This is a genomic window from Streptomyces sp. NA02950 (assembly GCF_013364155.1).
Taxonomy (GTDB): Bacteria; Actinomycetota; Actinomycetes; order Streptomycetales; family Streptomycetaceae; genus Streptomyces.
On the sequence record NZ_CP054916.1, the window covers coordinates 3,789,436 to 3,809,103 of the forward strand.

Consider the following 19,668-nt stretch of genomic DNA (forward strand, 5'->3'; position numbering starts at 1 on the left):
TGAGCTTTCACGCTCTCATGGCCCTCTCGGGCAGGCAAACATTTTGATCGTCGCAGAAGGATCTAGTACGTGCATCGTCCATGTGATACCGGAAGGAGGAGGGGGTGAATCCTCTTCCAGCCCTCTGGATCGAGCCGATCCGCCGCATGTCGCGGTCGGGTCACAGCGGACGCCAGCCGGGTGTCATATGCCCGCCGCGCATGGACCCAAGGGGACCGGGCGCGGGAAGGGACGGCCGTTCTGTGTTCAACAGAATATCGGCCACACGGGGTTCTAGTGGCCCATGCCACGCGTGCCTCGTTTGCCTCGCCCGGCTCTGTCGTGCCCAGCCCTGCCGACGGCCGCCCCGCCGGCCGTCGGACGATCCACGCGTCCGTCAGGCGATCCAGGTGCCCGTCAGACCGATGACCGCGGAGCCGTCGTGGTCGGTGAGCTTGGTGGCGGTGAAGTCACGGGCCCAGTCGGAGGTCTGGATGCGGAAGGCGGGGCGGTCGGCGGTGAGGGCTTCGAGGACGGTGTGGGCCGCCTCGGCCGGGGTCTGGGCGCCGTTGCGGAACTGGGCGGTGGTGCGTTCCAGGTAGGCCCGCAGGGTGGGGGCGTAGGGACCGGCGGCGGCGACTTCGGCGTCCAGGTCGAGGTTGATGTTGTTGACGAATTCGGTGGCCACCGCGCCCGGTTCGACGACCGAGACCGTCACACCGAGGGCCTTCGCGACCGGGGCCAGGCTCTCCATATAGCCCTCGACCGCGAACTTGGCCGCGCAGTACGCCTCGTTGAAGGGCTGGCCGATGACGCCGCCGACGCTGGTCACGGTGATCAGGCGGCCGCTGGAGGCGCGCAGGTGCGGCAGGGCGGCCTTGGAGAGGTGGAGGACGCCGAAGAAGTTGACCTCCATGACCTCGCGGACGTCGGCGACGGTCTCGTTCTCGAGGGTGCCCAGATGGCCCGCTCCCGCGTTGTTGATCACGGCGTCGAGCCGGCCGTAGTCGGCGAGCACGGCCTCGACCAGGGCGATGGCGGCGGCTTCGTCGGTGACGTCGAGGCGGCGGATGTCCAGCTCGACGCCCGCGTCTGCGGCCGCCTCGCGCAGGGCGTCGGCGCGGCCCGGGTCGCGGAGGGTCGCGACGGTGTGCCAGCCGGCCTCGGCCGCGGCCACGGCGGCGGCCAGGCCGATACCGGACGAGGTGCCGGTGATCAGGACGACCTTGGAGGGGGTGGCGGTGGAGGACATGCGAGGGCCTTTCCCTGGGGGGCCGCCGAGGCGATCCCGTTTAGGTGCGTGTACACACACCTTAAGCATTGTGTGTGTGCACACGCAACGCGGGTATGCTCGGACCATGGCACAGCGCAAGCTCACCCAGGCCGACATGCCCGTCGCCGACCACGCCTTCTACGGACTGGTCTGGGCCGGGACCGTCCTCACCGAACGGGTGGACCGCGCCCTGGTCAAGGCGCACGATCTGCCGGTCTCCTGGTTCGAGGTGATGCTCTGGCTCGCCTCCAGCCCCGATCCGGTCCCCGCCTCCGTGCTCGGCAACAGCACCATGCTCAGCCGCAGCCAGGTCTCGCGGGTGATCGACGCCCTGCGGAACCGCGGACTGGTCACGCGTACGCCCTCCGCGCACGACGCCCGCTCCGTGGAGATCAGCCTCACCCCCGAGGGCCGCCGGCTCTTCGAGGAGGCCGACGCCACCCGCCGGGCCTGCCTCGCCCCGGTCTTCACCGGTGTCCTCGACGAGGAGGACCTGACCGCCCTCAGCCGGGTGTGGCACAAGCTCAAGGAGAAGAAGGAAGAGATCTGAGAGGGGCCCGGAGAACGGGATCGGCGGGCACGGCCGCCGCGGACGCACACCGAGCCGACCCTGACCGCGCCGCCGGCGGCTTTCGCCGGGAAAACCCCCGGGAAAACATCTGGAGCGGCGGTCGGCGGCGGACCTACCCTCGGCCCCATGCCGCCCGCGAAATCCTCCTGGGTCTGCCTCCCCTGTCGGGCCTCCTACAAGCAGCCGCGGGACGCCCGCCATCCCGAACGGCGCTGTCCGCGCTGCGCGGAGCCGCTGATCCACGCCGGGCCCGCCTTCGCGCCGCCCCCGCGGCGGGACACCGAGGGGTGGCGCACGCTGTCGCTGCTGCTGCACGCGGGTATCCGCTTCTTCCCCATGGGGTGCTCCTGCGGACCCGGCTACCGGCCACGCACGACGGCCGAGGTGCGGGAGCGGATGGCGTACGCGCGGGAGAGCGGTGAGCCGTTGGCCCGGGCACTGGTACGGGCCGAGGTGCCCTGGCCCGCACCGAACGGCAAGCGACGGGCGCGGCGTCGGCGGCCGCGGTGAACTGATCTTAGAGTCAGTTGGGGTACGAAGGCCCACTGACGTCAATTAGCTGAGCATTCTTCTCCCCAGCGGGCATACGCGACACTCCTTCATTGCGCTTATCTCAACGCGTCCGTACGGTGACGGCCATGCAGCAGCAGTCCGGCACCGAGGTGGCCGCGCGCGTTCGCCAGGTGATCGGCGAAGTCGGGTGCAGCCAGCGGGAGTTCGCGCGGCGGATCGTGATGGACCCGTCCAAGCTGTCGCGCTCGCTCGGCGGCAGCCGCCGGTTCACCGTTGCCGAACTGGCCCGGATCGCCGACGCCGGGAACGTGGACGCGGGGTGGCTGCTCGGTACCGCCACGGCCGCCGAGCCCACGGCCCCCGCCCCCTCCACCGGGTCGACGACGGCGCGGCGACCCGCCGTCGCCCCCGAGGGCGGACGGCCGTTGCAGATCGTGCGGGAGACGGTGCGGCTCATCGCCGAGCACGGTTTCCACGCGGTACGCGTCGCCGACATCGCCGCCGCCTGCGACACCAGCACCGCCGCCATCCACTACCACTTCCCCGGCCGCGCCGAGCTGCTGGAGGCCGCGGTGCGCTGGTGCATGGACGAGGACACCGCGCGGCGCGCCGCCCGGATCGCGGACGCCGACGACGCGTACGAGGAGCTGCGGCAGCTGATCGCGCTCCAGGTGCCGTACACCGTGCAGCAGCGCAGGCAGTGGCTGGTGTGGATGGATCTGTGGGCCGAGGCCGCGCGGTCCACGGCGATCGGGCGGCTGCACGCCGACTTCTACCGGCAGTGGCGGCAGACCGTCGCCGAGGTGATCCGGCGCGGGATCGCGCAGGGCGTCTTCCGCGGCGTGGACCCGGAGACCACCGCGGTACGGCTGACCGCGCTGATGGACGGGCTGGCGGCACAGGTGCTGGCCGCCGCCCCCGGTGAGGGCGGTGCGGCGGGCGTCGGGATGAGCGCCGAGGCCATGCACACCGCCTGTGCCGCCTACGTCGACACCGAGTTGGCCGCCGGGGGCGGGGCCACGCCCGTCACCGGCACCGGCCCCTCCCCCGCCGGTACGGACCCCTCCGCCCCGCACCACCACGCCGCCGACGGGCCCTAGGTTCCGCAGATTCGGAGTGATACCCATGCCCATGAACGACAGCGTCATCATCACCTGCGCCCTCACCGGCGCCGGTGACACCGTGGGCCGCAGTCCCCATGTCCCCGTCACCCCCGCGCAGATCGCCCGGTCCGCCGTCGAGGCCGCCGAGGCCGGGGCCGCCGTGGTCCACGTCCATGTCCGGGATCCCGAGACCGGCGCTCCCGCCCGCGATCCGCGGCTGTACCGCGAGGTCGTCGAGCGGGTGAAGGGGACCGGGACCGACGTGGTCATCAACCTGACCGCGGGCATGGGCGGTGACCTGGTCATCGACCCCGAGGAGCCGCTGCGGCAGCTTCCCGGTACCGATCTGGTGAGCGGTCTCGAGCGGCTTCCGCATGTCGAGGAGCTGCTGCCGGACATCTGCACCCTCGACTGCGGTTCGCTCAACTTCGGCGACGGCAGCAACCTCTACGTCTCCACCCCCGACATGCTGCGCACCGGTGCCAAGCGCATCCAGGAGCTGGGCGTACGGCCCGAGTTGGAGATCTTCGACACCGGGCAGCTGTGGTTCGCCAAGCAGTTGCTGGCCGAGGGACTGCTCGACGACCCGACCGTCTTCCAGCTCTGCATGGGCATCCCCTGGGGCGCCCCGGCCGAGCCCGGCGTACTCAAGGCGATGGTGGATCTGCTGCCGGAGGGCGCGCAGTGGGCCAGCTTCGCGCTGGGCCGGATGCAGATGCCCTGGGTGGCCCAGTCGATCCTGCTCGGCGGCAACGTCCGGGTCGGGCTGGAGGACAACCTGTACCTCAGCCGGGGCGTCAAGGCCACCAACGGCGAGCTCGTCGAACGTGCCGTACGGATCACCGAACTGCTGGGCGCCCGGGTCGCCACACCCGACGAGGCGCGGCAGCGGCTGGGACTCAAGCCCCGCGGATGATCCCGCGGGTGTTTCCCGGGCACCGCGCCTCGACACGACCCCACTCCTGTCCCCCACCACTGTGAGGAACCACGTCCCCATGCCCCTTCCCCCCTGCCCGCCCGAGGGCGTTCGGCGGGTCGCCTGCATCGGTGCCGGAGTCATCGGCGGCGGCTGGGTCGCCCACTTCCTGGCGCGCGGCTACGACGTCACCGCCTGGGATCCGGCTCCCGACGCCGAGGAGCGGCTGCGCCGTCTGGTCACGGCCGCCTGGCCCGCGCTGGAGCAGATCGGCCTCGCCGAGGGTGCCTCGCCCGGTCGGCTGGCCTTCGCCGCGACGCTCGACGAGGCCGTGGCCGAGGCGCAGTTCGTCCAGGAGAGCGCTCCCGAGAAGCTGGAGCTGAAGCGGCGGCTGCTGGCCGAGCTGGATGCCGCGACGCCCGCGGGTGTGGTCATCGCGTCGTCCACCTCCGGCTATCCGATGACGGACATGCAGACCGAGGCGGCGGACCCCGGCCGCCTGCTCGTCGGCCACCCCTTCAACCCGCCGTATCTCATCCCCCTGGTCGAGGTCGTGGGCGGTGAGCGGACGGAGGCCGCGGCCGTCCAGTGGGCCTCGCGCTTCTACACGGTGGCCGGGAAGTCCGTGATCACCATGGACCGTGAGCTGCCCGGCTTCATCGCCAACCGCCTCCAGGAGGCACTGTGGCGCGAGGCCCTGCACATGGTCGCCAACGGTGAGGCGACGGTGCGGGAGATCGACGACTCGATCACCGAGGGGCCGGGGCTGCGCTGGGCCTTCATGGGTCCGTGTCTGACGTTCGCCCTCGCGGGCGGCGAGGGCGGGATGGCCCATATGCTCGACCATTTCGGACCCTCGCTGAAGTCGCCCTGGACCCGTCTGGAGGCGCCGGAGCTGGACGAGGCGCTGCGTACGGCGATGGTCGAGGGCTGTGAGACGGCGGCCGACGGCCGCACCATCGCCCAGCTGGTCGCCGAGCGCGACCAGGGCGTCATCGACGTGCTGCGGGCCACCGGGCGTCTTCCGGGGCAACGCGTCGGCAGCAGCGGCACCGCCGGCAATACCGGCACCACCGACACCACCAGCCCGCTTCCGCGGCAAAGCACCACCCACGCGCCCCAGGGAGGCGACTCATGAGCACCCCGCTCCCCGACTACCAGCAGACCGTCCGGCCCGAGTGGATCGACTACAACGGCCATATGAGCGAGGCGTTCTACGTCCTCGTCTTCGGCCACAGCACCGACGAGATGATGGTCGAGACCGGGCTCGACTCCAGCTATCGCGCGAAGACCGGCTGCTCGCTCTACACCGTGGAGTCGCACATCCGGTATCTGCGCGAGGTCGAGGAGGGTTCCGAACTCACCATCCGCACGCGGGTGCTGGGGGTCGACGAGAAGAAGGTGCGGTTCTCGCACGAGATGCATGTGGGCGAGCCGGACGGTGCGCCGGTCGCCACGACCGAGCTGCTCGCCGTGCACACCGACCGGAAGGCGGGGCGCGCGGCGCCGTTCCCGGACGACGTCCGTGAGCGGCTGTCGGCCCTGGTCGAGAAGACACCGGAGTGGGCGGGGCGGGCCATCGGCCCGGTCCCGGCCGAGGCGGGGTAGCCACTTCCCGCCACGGTGGCCACGCCCTGCCCGAGCGCCCCGGACCCGGCATCCCCGCCGGTCCGGGGCGTTCGGCGGCCCGGGAGCCCGCGAGGTGAGGTTGAATGGCGGGAGAGAACCGCCCACCACCGCGCACGCGACATGCGATATGCGAGGAGCAGCGCCATGGCGGACGCAGCGGCCGGCGACAGCTGGAGCGTCAAGCTCAGCGGGGTGCCCGAGACCCTGCTGTGGAACCTCTATATGCGTGCCGCCGAGGCCCGTCGGCCCCGGCCGGTGCTCGACGACCCCAAGGCCGTGGAGCTGGTCGACCGTATCGACTACCCCTTCGAGCAGACCTTCGGCCCACCCGCCCCGCTGCTGGCACAGGGCCAGGCGCTGCGGGTCCGTACCTTCGACGGCGCCGTACGGGCCTTTCTCGAGGAGCATCCGGAGGGCACGGTCGTCACCCTCGCCGAGGGGCTGGAGACGCAGTACTGGCGGGTGGACAACGGACGGGCGCGCTGGCTGTGCGTGGAGCTGCCGGAGACCGCCGAGGTACGCCGTGCCCTGCTGCCGGACGAGGACCGGCGGCGCACCCTCGCCCGCTCCGCGCTCGACCTGTCCTGGCGGGACGAGGTCGATCCCTCGCGCGGGGTGCTGATCACCGCCCAGGGGCTGCTGATGTATCTGCGGCCGGGCGAGGTACGGGATCTGATCGCGGGGTGCGCCGAACGGTTCCGGGGCGGGACGCTGGTCTTCGACGCGGTGCCGCGCTGGTTCAGCGCGCGCACGCTGCCCGGCGGGATGCGCACCCCGCAGGGCTACCGGACGCCGCCCATGCCATGGGGCATGGACGCGGGTGAGCTGCCCAAGGTGCGCACCGCCCACCCGGCCGTCACCGAGGTCCGCGAACTGCCCCCGCCGCGCGGCCGGGGTCTGTACCACGGGGCGGTGGCCCCGCTGATCCGCCGACTGCCCGCGGTACGGAACCTGCGCCCCACGATGACGGTGCTCACCCGTTTCAGCTGACGGAGGGCCCGCACGTCCCGCGCCCGCTACGACGCCGTGGCGTAGACGTCACTGCCGGGGCCGCATGCGGTGAGTCCGGTTCGGTCACTCGGGCGGCAGGCTGTACCGCTCCAAGGTCGCTTTGGACGTCGACGTATCCATGAGCCTGAGCTCCCACGGTCCGGTGTTGACGTCGAAGTCCTTGCCGAAGCCGACCCACTTGCCGGCCATGCGGCGGCTGGTCGGTTCCACAAGCATCTGAAGCGCGCCGTGGTAGCTCGCTCCCTGGTAGTAGCCGTCCGTGGCCGTCTGCTCGGTCCAGGTACCCGTGATCACGCTCCGGTCAACTGTCAGGTCCAGGGAGAGCGGGGAATCAGGGTTCACGGACGCCCCGGGGAGGGACCGCCCTGTCAGGCGGTTTCCGTGCTGGACGAGCACCACGTAATGCCTGCCCTCGAAGACGTCCTCACGGCCCGATGAGTAGAACTCGTAGCGGGAGAGCCATACGCCGCTGTAGTTGTCCCCGGCCGTCTGCTGGCCTGGCCGGGTCTCCTCGGAGGCAGGGGCGACACCCTCTGCGCCCGGAGCCATGTCGTGCCCCCCGGCACCGTCGCCCTGGACTCTCGCCATGGGCACCTGCGGGGCGAACCCCAACGACTCGATCGGCATGCCTGTGACCCTCTCCAGTGCTCGGATGTACACCGGCCTCGGCGACCTGCTGATACCTGCTTCCCAACGCTGGACGAGCCTCTTGCTGGCCTCGTTCGGTTCGCCTGATTCGGCACCCGCCCGGCGGAGCGCCCTCGCCAAGTCGTCCTGGCTCATACGCAGACCGATTCGCACGGCCCTGAGCGCGTCGTTCGGTACGTGAACCTCGGTTGTCATGATGTCCACGCTAGCCACGATCCCCCGGTAATGACACCGAAATGACGCCCTTTGAGGGACGCCCGAACAACGCCTCTTCTGTCGTCGCGATGTCCTGGGCGGTGGCGGAACCATCACGGCCGACCGCGACAGAAGAGGCGGATCGTGATGGAGATGACGAAAAGAGCACAGCGGCTGATGAGCCTGCGTGTCTCTCGTGACAGTGGCCGGACGTGGGGCGCCGAACGGGTGATCCGCAGCAATGAGCCGCTGGCTCCGCTGCTCACCTCGGCGTGGCCGCCGTGCCAATGTTTACGCTGCGTGACTGGAGCGGGCCCCGCGCCCACCCGGCTCACGGGCGGCACGGGCGAGACCCCGGAAGGAGCGTCCAGAATGGACAGGTGAGATCCCCGATAGACCTCGCCACTCTCTATGAGCCCTGGCCGCCGTCCCCGTTGCGGGGCGTACACGACGAGTGGCTTGCCGACCGGGGCGTGGAGCTGCGGCTGAAGCGGGACGACCTCATCCACCCGCTGGTGCCGGGCAATAAGTGGCGCAAGCTCACCCCGAATCTGCGGGCGGCCGTCGAGCGCGGCCACACCCGGCTGCTCACCTTCGGCGGCGCGTACTCCAACCACCTCCGCGCGGTGGCCGCCGCCGGGACCGTGTACGGGCTGTCCACCGTCGGGGTCGTCCGGGGCGACGAACTGGCGGACGCGCCGCGCAACTGGTCGCTGACGCGAGCCGAGGCGCAGGGCATGGAGCTGGCGTTCCTGGACCGTACGGGCTACCGCGAGACGCTGCGCACCCTGGACGACCCGGCCACCCGGCGCGCGCTGGAGGAACGGTGGGGGCGCTGCTGGGTGCTGCCGGAGGGCGGTACGAACGTCCTGGCCGCGCGGGGCGCCGCGGAGCTGCCCGCCGAACTGCCGGACCTGGGCGAGCGCGACGTCGTGTGCTGTGCGGTGGGCACCGGCGGCACCCTGGCCGGGATCGCCGCCGGACTGCCGGACGGCGCGCGGGCCCTGGGGATCGCGGTGGTCCGGGGCGCCCGGTATCTGGACGACGAGGTGACACGGCTGCACGAACGGGGGTGGGGGCGGACGTTCGGCAACTGGCGGATCGACCACGATCACCACGGGGGCGGCTACGGCCGGGTGCCTCCCGAACTGGACACCTTCGCGGCGGCGTTCGAGGACCGGCACGGGATCGCCCTGGAGCGGCGGTACGTGGCCAAGGCGCTGTGGTGCGTGTACGACCTGGTGGGCCGCGGGGCGCTGCCGCCCGGCACCCGGATCACCGCCGTGATCACCGGCCCCCCGGACCCCGTCGGCCCCGGCGGGTGAGGCACTGCCGGGGCGGTGACGCCGTGGGCGGTGACATCGTGGGCGGTGACATCGTGGGCGGTGACATCGTGGGCAGTGACATCGGGACCGTGCCGCTACTCCCCGCCCCGCAGCCGTATCACCGTCGTCGCCGCATGGCGCACCGTGCTCTCCTGGCGCACCTCGACCGTCAGCTCCGGCGGGATGGGGCGGTAGGCGATCCGGGTGCCGACGGTGTCGAGCGCGGTGGGCAGCTCCCCCGCCGGGACCGGAGGTTCGACTTCCGGCAGGTCCCGCAGAGCGGCGGCGAGCTGGGCCCGGACCGCCGGGGACAGGGGGCTGGAGACCACCGGGGCGTCGTCGCCGGGCAGCACCAGCGCAAGCGAGCGCGGCCGCAGCCGCGGCCCGACCACGCCGACGACCACCGCGTCCCGGGTCTCCGCATGGCGCACCTTCCGCCAGTGGCGGCCCGCACGGTAGGGCTCGTCGAGGCTCTTGACGACCAGCCCCTCGACGCCGATGGCCGTGAGCGCGTCGTACCAGGTGGCGGCCAGTTCCGGATCGGTGGTCATGGGCACGGCCTGGAGCGGCGGGCCGAGCGGCTCCAGGAGCGCCAGCAGACGGGCGCGGCGCTGTGCGTAGGGCAGCGGGCGCAGATCCTCGCCACCCAGGGCGAGGAGGTCGAACGCGGCGTAGGAGGCCGGGAGTTCCCGGGCGAGCCGGGCGGCACGGGACTCCGTGGCGGCGAAGGCGCGCTTCTGGACGGAGGCGAAGTCGGTACGGCCGCCCGCCCACACCACCACCTCGCCGTCCAGGACGGTGCCGGACGGCAGCGGCCGGGCGGCGGCCTCCAGGTCGGGGAAGGCGCGGGTGACGATACGGCCGGAGCGGGCCTGCATCCGTACGGCGTCCTCCAGCCGGAAGATCACCAGCCGGTGGCCGTCGAACTTCGGTTCGTACGCCAGCCGCCGTCCCTCCGGGGCGACGGGCAGGGACGGGACGGCGCGGGCCAGTGCCACCTCCACCGGCGGCAGCAGGGGCCCGGCCGGGGTCATCGGCCGTCACCGGCGGGCAGCGGATGGGCCCGGCCGGGGTCGAGGAGCGGGGCGAGCAGATCACCGTGACGCTCGAGGCGGGCGGGGACGTCGTCGATCCGGAACACCAGCGGCCCGGCTCCGCCCGTGTCCTCCGCCGCCTCCGCCGCCTCCTCCTCCGCCGTCCGCTCGATCTCGTCCCAGGTGACGGGGGTGGAGACGGTGGGCTCGGGGCGGGCGCGGACCGTGTACGGGGCCGCGGTGGTCTTCGCCGCCGCGTTCTGGCTGAAGTCGACGTACACCTTCCCGGTCCGCAGGGAGCGGGTCATCTTGCGGATGACCAGCCGGGGCAGGGCCGCGGCGGCCTCGGCGGCGAGCCGCCGGGCGTAGGCGGTGGTCTGCCGGGAGGGGGTCGGCTCCAGCGGGACCAGCAGATGCAGCCCCTTGGAGCCGCTGGTCTTGGCGTAGGCGGGGAGCCCGTCGGCGCGCAGCCGCTCACGGAGCCACAGGGCGACGGCGCAGCAGTCGACGATCGTCGCGGGCGGACCGGGGTCGAGGTCGAGGACCAGCCGGTCGGCGACGCCCTCGCCCACGTCGATCCGCCACATCGGGGCGTGGAACTCGACCACGAGGTTGGCCGCCCACATCAGCGACGGCAGGTCCTGGACGAGGACCTGGCGGGCGGTCTCCCCCTCGTGGCGGGTGACTTCGGCGGTCGTCACCCAGGAGGGGGTGCCGGGGGGCGGGTTCTTGGTGAAGAACGTCTGACCGTCGGGACCGTCCGGGTAGCGCAGGAACGCCAGCGGCCGCCCGTGGAGATGTCCGAGGAGGGCACCGGAGGCCGAGGCCAGATAGTGCAGCAGCTCGCCCTTGGTGGTGCCGGTGGCCGGATGGATGACCTTGTCGAGGTTCTTGAGCGCGATCCGCCGCCCCTCCACCTCCGTGATCGGGGACATAGGATAAGAATCTCACGAAAGGGATCAAGCATGCGATCTATCTGGAATGGGAACATTTCCTTCGGTTTGGTGAGCATCCCGATCAAGATGTACCCGGCGACCGAGGACCACTCGGTCTCCTTCCGGCAGATCCACACCGCCGACGGCGGCCGCATCCGGTACCGCAAGATCTGCGAGCTCGAGGAGAAGGCGGTCGAGGCGGGCGAGATCGGACGGGCCTACGAGGACGCCGACGGTGCGCTGATCCCGATCACCGACGAGGACCTGGCGGTCCTTCCGCTGCCCACCACCCGCGCCCTGGAGATCGAGGCGTTCATCTCCGCCTCGGAGATCGATCCGCTGCAGATGGGTGACGCCTACTACCTGGGGGCCAACGGCACGACCGCGGCCAAGCCGTACGCGCTGCTGCGGGAGGCGCTCAAGCGCAGCGAGAAGGTGGCCATCGCCAAGTACGTCCACCGCGGCCGGGAGCGGCTGGGGATGCTGCGGGTGGTGGGTGACGCCATCGCGCTGCACCGGCTGCTGTGGCCGGACGAGGTGCGGGAGCCCACGGGGGTGGCGCCCAAGGCGAAGGTGACCGTGAAGCCCGCCGAACTGGACCTGGCCGACACCCTGATGGCGACGCTCGGCGAGGTGGATCTGAACGAGCTGCACGACGAGTACCACGAGGCGCTGGAAGCCCTGGTGGCGGCGAAGGTGTCCGGGACCACGCCCACCGCCGAGCCCGGTGAGGAACCGAGGGGCGCCCAGGTCGTCGATCTGATGGCCGCCCTGAAGGACAGCGTCCGCAGCGCCCGGGAGGCCCGGGGCGAGACGGCCGAGGAGGAAGAAGGGGCGGAAGCGGCGGAGGGAGAAGGGAAAAAGGCGACCGTCACCGAGCTGCGCGGCCGCAAGAAGGCGGCGAAGAAGGCCCCGGCCGCCAAACGGACCGCCTCCGCGACGCGCGGGAAGGCGGCGAAGAAGACCGCCAAGACGGCCGCGAAGACCACGGAGAAGAAGGCGGCTCCGAAGAAGACCGCGGCCAAGAAGACCGCGGCCAAGAAGACGACCGCGAAGACCGCCGCCGCGAAGACCGCGGCGAAGAAGCGGACCGGCAAGGGGGGTTCCAGGACCGCGTCCTGACATCCGCCCCGGCAACTCCCCCGGTATCCCCCTCTCCCCCGGTATCCCCCTCTCCCCCGTCGTCCCCCACCCTTCCCGTCAGCTGAAGTCGGCCTTGTGGTCCGCCGCCCACTGGGCGAACGTACGCCCCGGGTGCCCCGTGATGCGCTCGGTCTCCGGGGAGATCTCGGCGGCCCGCCCGACGCCCGCCGCGAACATGTCCAGCAGCGAGTCCGCGATCTCCGGGGTGGCGAATCCCTTGAGCATCCCCTCGCGCGCCACCTCGCGCGGCAGCTCCTCGTACCGCAGCGGACGCCCGATGGCCTCGCCCACGATCCGCGCCTGGTCGGCGAAGGTCAGCGACTCCGGCCCGCTGAGCACCGGCGCCTGGCCGACGAGGTCGTCACCGAGCAGCGCACGGGCGGCGACCTCGCCCATGTCGGCCTCGTGGATCGGAGCGGTCTGGCACTCCGCGTACGGGCCGCGGACCACATCGCCGGACTTGATCTGGTGCGCCCACTGGAGGGCGTTCACCGCGAAGGCACCCGGCCGGACGAAGGTCCACTCCACGTCCAGAGCCTCGATCGCGAGCTCCAGGTCGCGGTGGTGGGTGCCGATGGGGTTGCCGGGGCCGGGGTCGACGGCGGCGGACGACGACAGCATGACGATCCGCCGCACCCCCCGCTCCTTGGCCCGCTGGAGCAGCGCGTCCGCTCCGTCCCACACCACGGCGGGGTTGAGGAAGAGCGCGGTGGCGCCGTCGAAGGGCAGATCCTGGGTACGGGCGGCGCGGACGCCCGACGGCAGCTGTGCCGTCTCGGGGTTCCGGGTGAGCGCACAGACCTCGGCGCCCGCCTCGGCCAGCTCCTTCACGACGTACCGGCCGACGTTCCCGGTGGCTCCGGTGACCACGATCATGACGAATCTCCTTGGGTATGAATCACGTTGTGATGCTGCCGCTAGATTCAACCAGCTGGGTGAACTTGTCAAACATATAGATGGTTGATGGTCTGACCGGCACGGTTAGCCTGGTCCGGCCGGTCAGCGGACCTGCCCGGCCGAGCAAGAGGAGATGAACGAGATGCAGGGGACACCGAAGAAGCCCCGCCGTGCCCCCGCGCCCGACGAGCGCAAGCTGGACCCGGAGCGCTCCCGGCGGCTGCTGCTGGAAGCGGCCATGGACGAGTTCGCCGAGAAGGGGTACGCGGGTGCCCGCGTCCAGGACATCGCGGACCGCGCGGGCGTCAACAAGCAGCTGATCAACTACCACTTCGGTGGCAAAGAGGGCCTGTATGAGGAGCTCGGCCGTCAGTGGCTGCGGCGCGAGGCGGAATTCAACGACCCCGCCCTCCCCCTCGACGAGCTGGTCCTGCGCTATCTCGAGGCAGCCTTCGCCGACCCCCGGGGCACCCGCCTCAATGCCTGGTGCGGGCTGGCCGGGGCGGTGCCCGACGACGCCCCCGAAGACCTCTCCGACCTGCGGCGGCGCCAGATCGACGGCGAGATCGCCGAGGACATCGACCCCGCCATGGCGATGCTGCTGTGCGTCAGTCTGGTCAGCGCGCCCCTCGCGATGCCGCACGCCGTGCGGCGGTTCTTCGGCGCCGACCCCGAATCGCCCGAGTTCCGCGAGCACTACGCGGAGCAGGTGCGGCGGATCGTGCGCCGCCTGGCGGCGTAGCCCGTAAGGCAGCGCCCGTGCGGCGTAGCCCTGGGGCAGCGCCCGTGCGGCGGCTGCGCCATCGGCGGGCGCGCCCGATTATTCGGTTGCGCCCGCACACCGCCGCCCCCAGGATGTCCGCGACCGACATCCGTCACCCGACAGGAGCATGCGATGCGCCGATTCCTCGGAACGAACCAGCGCCCCCACCGGACGACCGTTCTCGAGGACATCAGCATCCATGCCCAGCTCTCCACGGGTCTCGCGGACCCTGAACATCGGCGTGCTCGCGCACGTCGACGCCGGTAAGACCAGCCTCACCGAGCGGCTGCTGTTCGACGCCGGAGCGATCGACCGGCTCGGCAGCGTCGACACCGGCGACACCCAGACCGACAGCGGCGTCATCGAACGGCAGCGCGGCATCACCGTCCGCACGGCCGTCGCGTCCTTCACCACCGGCACCACCCAGATCAATCTGATCGACACCCCCGGGCACTCCGACTTCATCGCCGAGGTCGAGCGCGCGCTCGGGGTGCTGGACGGCGCCGTCCTGGTGCTGTCGGCCGTCGAGGGCGTCCAGGCGCAGACGCGGGTGCTGATGAAGACCCTGCGGCGGCTGCGGCTGCCGGTGCTGGTCTTCATCAACAAGATCGACCGCGCGGGCGCCCGTGACGCCTCGCTGCTCGCGGAGATCCGGGGGACCCTCGCCCCGCTGCTCGTACCCCTGACGGCGGTACGGCACGCGGGCACGCGGGACGCGCGCGTCGTCGCCCGCCCCGTCGAGGACGAGGCGGTCCGCGCCGAGACGGCGGAGGTGCTGGCCGAGACCGATGACACGATGCTCGCCCGGGTCGTCGACGGTCCGCTCCCCTCGTCCGGCGAGCTGTGGACGGCGCTGGCCGCCGCCACCGCGGAGGGCTCCGTGCATCCGGTGTTCTTCGGCTCAGCGCTGAGCGGCGAGGGGGTCGGAGCGCTGGTCGAGGGGATCGCGCGGCTGGTACCGGCCGCGCCCGGCGGTGAGGAACCGCGCGGCACGGTCTTCGCCGTCGAACGCGGAACACATGGCGGCGGAACACATGGCGGCGGGGCACATGGCGGCGGGACACGTGGCGGCGGGTCCGGACCGAAGACGGCGTATCTGCGGCTGTTCTCCGGCCAGGTGTCGCCACGTCAGCGGGTGACCCTGTACCGGCGCGAGGCGGGCGGCACGGACCGTGAACTCACCGGGCAGATCACTTCGTTGGAGGTCGTCGGACGGGCCGGGGACACCCCGGGCCCGCTGACCGCCGGGAACATCGCGAAGGTCCGCGGGCTGCCCGGGGTCCGGGTCGGCGACCGGCTGGGACCCCGGCCCGGCGGCGAGGAGAACACCGAAGACGGCGACCGCGACCGGCCGCACTTCGCCGCGCCCAGCCTCCAGACCATCGTCCGCGCCCGTGCGGAGGGGTCCGCCGCGGCGGCCCGGCTGCACAGCGCCCTGCTCGACCTCGCCGACCAGGATCCGCTGATCCACACCCGGGCGCTGCCCGGCGGCGCCACGTCGGTGCTGCTCTACGGCGAGGTGCAGAAGGAGATCATCGCGGCCACGCTGGCCCAGGAGTACGGCGTCGAGGCCGACTTCGAGCCGAGCCGCCCGGTGCTGGTGGAACGGCCCACGGGGGTCGGCGAGGCATGCCATGAGATCGCCCGGTTCGACCACGGCGGGCTGTGGGCGACGGTCGGGCTGCGGGTGGAACCGGCCCCGGCGGGCACCGGCACCGTCTTCGGCTACGAGACGGAACTGGGCGCGCTGCCCCGCGCGTTCCACAACGCGATCGAGGAGACGGTGCACACCACGCTGCTCCAGGGCTTCCGCGGCCGGGCGGTGACCGACTGCCGGGTCGTCCTGGTCCGCTCCGGTTTCATCGGCCCGGTGAGCACCGCCGCCGACTTCCGCGGTGTCACCCCAACGGTGCTCCAGCAGGCCCTTGACCGGGCCGGGTGGCTGGTCTACGAGCCGTACCACGCCTTCGAGTCGGAGGTTCCGGCGGACGCGCTCGCGGCGGTCGCCGCCCACCTCTCCGCCGCCGAGGCGGACATCGCGGAGAGTGTGGACGGTGACACGGGTTGGCTGCTCCGGGGTGAGCTCCCGGCCCGCCGGGTGCATGGCGTCGAGCGGGCTCTGCCCGGTCTGACGCACGGCACGGGAGTGTGGTGGTCCCGGCCGTGCGCCGACCGCCCGCTCTCCGCCGCGCACGCGGGGCGGCTGCCCTAGTGCCGCGTCAGCCGAGGTTCGCCCCGCTCGCCGCCCTGGCACGCTCCCCCAGCCACCGCTGGGAGGTGCCCCCTCTCGCCGCGTTGGCCAAAAGCCCGAGCAGGCCCACTACGAGGGCTTCCCCGCCTTGCGATCGCACGCACCAGGACGCCTCGCCACCGGGCACACCTTGGCTGTCGCGGCACTAGATACCGGGCGAGCCGACCCTGGTGTAGATGACGGCGGTGCTGGTTCCGCCGGGCGAGGTGACCGTGACGGAGACCGGTCCGGCGGACCCGGCCGGGGCGACGGCGGTGACCCAGTTGTCGGAGACGACCGTGAAGGAGGTGAGCGTGGAGTCGAAGAGGACCCCGTTCGTCGCCGCCAGACCGGATCCGAACAGCGTGACCGTCGTCCCCGCGGTGAGCGGACCCTGCGTGGGAACCACGGAGGTCAGCACGGGCACCGGCACATAGGTGTACGGCACCGTGTTGCTCGTCCCGCCCGGCGTCACCACGCTGATCTGGACGGTTCCGGTCCCCGGCGGCACGACGGCCGTGATCTGGGTCGAGGACACCACCGTGAACGACGTCGCGGGCGTCGAACCGAACAACACCGCCGTGGCACCGAGGAGGCCGGTGCCGGTGAGGGTGACCGTCGTGCCGCCCGAGGTCGGCCCCACGCTGGGAACGACACTGGTCAGCGTGGGAATGGCCAGATAGATGTAGGTGACGCTGCCACTGGTACCACCGGGGGTCGTCACCGTCACCGGCACCGCTCCGGCGCTGCCGGGCGGTACGACGGCGGTGATCTGGGTGGACGAGACGACGGTGAACGAGACGGCCGGCTGGAAGCCGAACGTCACCGCGGTGGCGCCGGTGAACCCGGAGCCGGTCAGGGTCACCGTGTTACCGCCATTGACCGAACCCTGGCTGGGCGCGATCGAGGTCAGCACGGGGGCGGAGGCGTACGTGTAGCTCACCCCGTTGCTCGTGCCGCCCGGGGTCACCACCGTGACCTGGACCGAGCCGCTCCCGGGTGGAGCGACCGCGATGATCTGGGTCGGCGACACCACCGTGAACGACGTCGCGGACGCCGAACCGAACCGCACCGCCGTCGCACCGGACAGTCCCGAACCCGTCAGCGTCACCGTGTTCCCACCGGCGCCCGGACCCTGGTTCGGCACCACCGACGTCAACGACGGCGCCACCACATAGCTGTACGGCAGACCGTTGCTGGTCCCGCCCGGAGTCACCACCGTCACCTGGACCGAGCCACTGCCGGGTGGAGCGACCGCGATGATCTGGGTCGGCGACACCACCGTGAACGACGTCGCGGACGCCGAACCGAACCGCACCGCCGTCGCACCGGACAGTCCCGAACCCGTCAGCGTCACCGTGTTCCCACCGGCGCCCGGACCCTGGTTCGGCACCACCGACGTCAACGACGGCGCCACCACATAGCTGTACGGCAGACCGTTGCTCGTCCCGCCCGGAGTCACCACCGTCACCTGGACCGAGCCACTGCCCGCCGGAGCGACCGCGATGATCTGGGTCGGCGACACCACCGTGAACGACGTCGCGGACGCCGAACCGAACCGCACCGCCGTCGCACCGGACAGTCCCGAACCCGTCAGCGTCACCGTGTTCCCACCGGCGCCCGGACCCTGGTTCGGCACCACCGACGTCAACGACGGCGCCACCACATAGCTGTAGGACACCCCATTACTCGTCCCACCCGGAGTCACCACCGTCACCTGGACCGAGCCACTGCCCGCCGGAGCGACCGCGATGATCTGGGTCGGCGACACCACCGTGAACGACGTCGCGGACGCCGAACCGAACCGCACCGCCGTCGCACCAAACAGTCCCGAACCCGTCAGCGTCACCGTGTTCCCACCGGCGCCCGGACCCTGGTTCGGCACCACCGACGTCAACGACGGCGCCACCACATAGCTGTAGGACACCCCATTACTCGTCCCACCCGGAGTCACCACCGTCACCTGGACCGAGCCACTGCCCGCCGGAGCGACCGCGATGATCTGGGTCGCCGAGACGACCAGGAACGAGGCGGCGTTGGTGGCGCCGAACCGCACCGCCGTGGCGCCGGAGAGCGACGTGCCCGTGATGGTGACCGCGTTGCCGCCGCCGGCGGGCCCCTGGTTCGGCACCACGGACGTCAGCACCGGGGCCGGTGCCCCCACATAGCTGAACGGCACACCGTTGCTGGTGCCGTTCGGCGTGGTGACGGTGATCTGGACCGAGCCGGTCCCCGGCGGGGAGACGGCCGTGATCTGGGTCGCCGAGACGACCGTGAACGACGTGGCGAGCGTGGTCCCGAACCGTACGGCCGTGGTCTGCTGAAGGTTGTTCCCGTTCAGGGTGACGAGGGTCCCGCCACCGGGCGAACCGGTGGCGGGACTCACGGAGCTGATCACGGGAGGGGACGCCAGGGCCGCCGTGGGGCCGGTGTCCGCACCTGCATGGGGCATGCTCAACGTGCTTCTCCTTCGGCGGGTCGTCCCATGTGTGATCAGATGCCGGGAGCGGCGAGGTAGCTGAACTGGGTCGCGGCGGTGGCACTGCCCGCCGCGTTGGTGACGGTGACGTCGGCCGGGCCGGGCTGTCCGTCCGCGGTGGGAGGCGTGATCGCGGCCACGGTGGTGGAGTTGATGACCGTGAACGGTGCCGCGATTCCGCCGAAGGTGACCGACTGGGTGGTGCCGAGGCTGGTGCCGGTGATCGTCACCGCGGTGCCGCCGCTGGCCGGGCCCGATGTCGGGGAGAAGCCGGTGACGGTGGGCACGTCCACGTAGGTGTACGTCAGGCCGTTGCTGGAGCCGCCCGCGGTGGTGACGGTGACCCCGACCGGTCCGGCCGCGGCACCCTGCGGGACGGTGACGGAGAGGCTGCTGTCGGAGACGATGGTGGGCGTCACGGTGTTGGCGCCGAAGCTCACACCGGTCGCGGTGGACAGCCCGGTGCCGCTGATGGTGACGGTGTTGCCGCCGCCCAGCGGGCCCGAACTGGCGCTCAGCGCGGACTTGAAGGGCGCGCCCACGTAGAAGAACTGGAGCGGGTTGCTGGTGCCGCCCGGGGTGGTCACGGTCACGTCGACCACGCCGGTGCCGGAGGGCGACGTCACGGTGACCGAGATGTCGGTGTTCGCGGTGATCGTGGCCAGCTTGCTGCCGAAGTGCACGGCGGTGGCTCCGCCGAGGTTGGTCCCGGTGATGGTGACCGTGGTACCGCCGCCGGTGGATCCCTGATTCGGAGAGATGGGCATGACGGTGACTCCTCGAAGACGGCGTCCTGGGGGGACGCGTTGCCGAAGGTGATGGGTGACTGTGTGCGTGCTCGTGGTGCACCTGGCGCCCGGGACCGACGAGGATGCGACGGCCGTCCAGGCGCCGGAGACACCGACGGGGACTTGCCGCGCACTTTCAGTAATCCATCTGACGTAGGCCTGGACAAGAAGGGTGACGCTACGTCACCCGAATGGCCGGGCGCGTGACGTGGGGACATCGTCACCTTGGATGCGCC

General features: G+C 71.7%; 18 protein-coding genes. 11 read left to right on the plus strand and 7 right to left on the minus strand.

Annotated elements, in window-relative coordinates:
- Positions 1-376: 376 nt before the first annotated feature.
- Positions 377-1,231 carry an SDR family oxidoreductase gene (locus HUT19_RS16210; protein ID WP_176181171.1) on the minus strand — a complete coding sequence of 285 codons (855 nt, stop codon included), beginning with the start codon at positions 1,229-1,231 and terminating at the stop codon, positions 377-379.
- A gap of 106 nt (positions 1,232-1,337) precedes the next feature.
- Between HUT19_RS16210 and HUT19_RS16215 the strand changes: the two genes are divergently transcribed.
- From HUT19_RS16215 to HUT19_RS16245, 7 genes are all read left to right on the plus strand, one after another.
- Positions 1,338-1,802 (plus strand): MarR family winged helix-turn-helix transcriptional regulator, encoded by a 465-nt coding sequence (locus HUT19_RS16215; protein WP_176181172.1) that lies wholly within the window; start codon positions 1,338-1,340, stop codon positions 1,800-1,802.
- A gap of 147 nt (positions 1,803-1,949) precedes the next feature.
- Positions 1,950-2,333, plus strand: a complete 384-nt coding sequence (locus tag HUT19_RS16220) for a deoxyxylulose-5-phosphate synthase (protein WP_176181173.1) — start codon at positions 1,950-1,952, stop codon at positions 2,331-2,333.
- 128 nt (positions 2,334-2,461) lie between these two features.
- A complete protein-coding gene (locus tag HUT19_RS16225; RefSeq protein WP_176181174.1) occupies positions 2,462-3,436 on the plus strand; it encodes a TetR/AcrR family transcriptional regulator in 975 nt (324 codons plus the stop codon).
- Between the two features lie 31 nt (positions 3,437-3,467).
- A complete protein-coding gene (locus tag HUT19_RS16230; RefSeq protein WP_176181175.1) occupies positions 3,468-4,355 on the plus strand; it encodes a 3-keto-5-aminohexanoate cleavage protein in 888 nt (295 codons plus the stop codon).
- Between the two features lie 79 nt (positions 4,356-4,434).
- On the plus strand, positions 4,435-5,493 hold the full coding sequence (locus HUT19_RS16235; protein ID WP_176181176.1) for a 3-hydroxyacyl-CoA dehydrogenase NAD-binding domain-containing protein: 1,059 nt from the start codon (positions 4,435-4,437) through the stop codon (positions 5,491-5,493).
- Complete coding sequence (locus HUT19_RS16240) at positions 5,490-5,963, plus strand: thioesterase family protein (RefSeq protein ID WP_176181177.1); 474 nt, start codon at positions 5,490-5,492, stop codon at positions 5,961-5,963. The genes HUT19_RS16235 and HUT19_RS16240 overlap by 4 nt, the downstream gene beginning before the upstream one ends.
- A gap of 165 nt (positions 5,964-6,128) precedes the next feature.
- The gene (locus HUT19_RS16245) at positions 6,129-6,974 is read left to right on the plus strand and encodes a class I SAM-dependent methyltransferase (protein WP_176181178.1); all 846 of its coding nucleotides are present in this window, start codon (positions 6,129-6,131) and stop codon (positions 6,972-6,974) included.
- 84 nt (positions 6,975-7,058) lie between these two features.
- Here HUT19_RS16245 and HUT19_RS16250 read toward each other — a convergent pair whose 3' ends face one another.
- On the minus strand, positions 7,059-7,838 hold the full coding sequence (locus HUT19_RS16250) for a DNA-binding transcriptional regulator (protein ID WP_176181179.1): 780 nt from the start codon (positions 7,836-7,838) through the stop codon (positions 7,059-7,061).
- Positions 7,839-8,218: 380 nt separating this feature from the next.
- On the opposite strand from HUT19_RS16250, the gene HUT19_RS16255 reads away from it, so the two are divergent.
- Positions 8,219-9,163 (plus strand): 1-aminocyclopropane-1-carboxylate deaminase/D-cysteine desulfhydrase, encoded by a 945-nt coding sequence (locus tag HUT19_RS16255; protein WP_254885608.1) that lies wholly within the window; start codon positions 8,219-8,221, stop codon positions 9,161-9,163.
- 95 nt (positions 9,164-9,258) lie between these two features.
- Here the strand turns inward: HUT19_RS16255 and HUT19_RS16260 are convergent, their stop codons facing one another.
- Positions 9,259-10,197, minus strand: coding sequence for an ATP-dependent DNA ligase (locus HUT19_RS16260; protein WP_176181180.1), 939 nt, complete (start codon positions 10,195-10,197; stop codon positions 9,259-9,261).
- Positions 10,194-11,132: a non-homologous end-joining DNA ligase gene (ligD, locus tag HUT19_RS16265; RefSeq protein ID WP_176181181.1), complete on the minus strand. Its 939-nt coding sequence runs from the start codon at positions 11,130-11,132 to the stop codon at positions 10,194-10,196. Before ligD ends, HUT19_RS16260 begins: the two co-directional genes overlap by 4 nt.
- Positions 11,133-11,162: 30 nt before the next feature.
- On the opposite strand from ligD, the gene HUT19_RS16270 reads away from it, so the two are divergent.
- A complete protein-coding gene (locus tag HUT19_RS16270) occupies positions 11,163-12,254 on the plus strand; it encodes a Ku protein (RefSeq protein ID WP_176181182.1) in 1,092 nt (363 codons plus the stop codon).
- Between the two features lie 78 nt (positions 12,255-12,332).
- Here HUT19_RS16270 and HUT19_RS16275 read toward each other — a convergent pair whose 3' ends face one another.
- Positions 12,333-13,151: an NAD(P)H-binding protein gene (locus tag HUT19_RS16275; protein ID WP_176181183.1), complete on the minus strand. Its 819-nt coding sequence runs from the start codon at positions 13,149-13,151 to the stop codon at positions 12,333-12,335.
- Between the two features lie 154 nt (positions 13,152-13,305).
- On the opposite strand from HUT19_RS16275, the gene HUT19_RS16280 reads away from it, so the two are divergent.
- Positions 13,306-13,914 carry a TetR/AcrR family transcriptional regulator gene (locus HUT19_RS16280; RefSeq protein WP_176181184.1) on the plus strand — a complete coding sequence of 203 codons (609 nt, stop codon included), beginning with the start codon at positions 13,306-13,308 and terminating at the stop codon, positions 13,912-13,914.
- Between the two features lie 220 nt (positions 13,915-14,134).
- On the plus strand, positions 14,135-16,147 hold the full coding sequence (locus tag HUT19_RS16285; protein WP_176181185.1) for a GTP-binding protein: 2,013 nt from the start codon (positions 14,135-14,137) through the stop codon (positions 16,145-16,147).
- 184 nt (positions 16,148-16,331) lie between these two features.
- Here the strand turns inward: HUT19_RS16285 and HUT19_RS16290 are convergent, their stop codons facing one another.
- Positions 16,332-18,617, minus strand: coding sequence for an IPT/TIG domain-containing protein (locus tag HUT19_RS16290; RefSeq protein WP_176181186.1), 2,286 nt, complete (start codon positions 18,615-18,617; stop codon positions 16,332-16,334).
- Between the two features lie 41 nt (positions 18,618-18,658).
- Positions 18,659-19,411: an IPT/TIG domain-containing protein gene (locus HUT19_RS16295; RefSeq protein ID WP_176181187.1), complete on the minus strand. Its 753-nt coding sequence runs from the start codon at positions 19,409-19,411 to the stop codon at positions 18,659-18,661.
- Between the last annotated feature and the right edge of the window lie 257 nt (positions 19,412-19,668).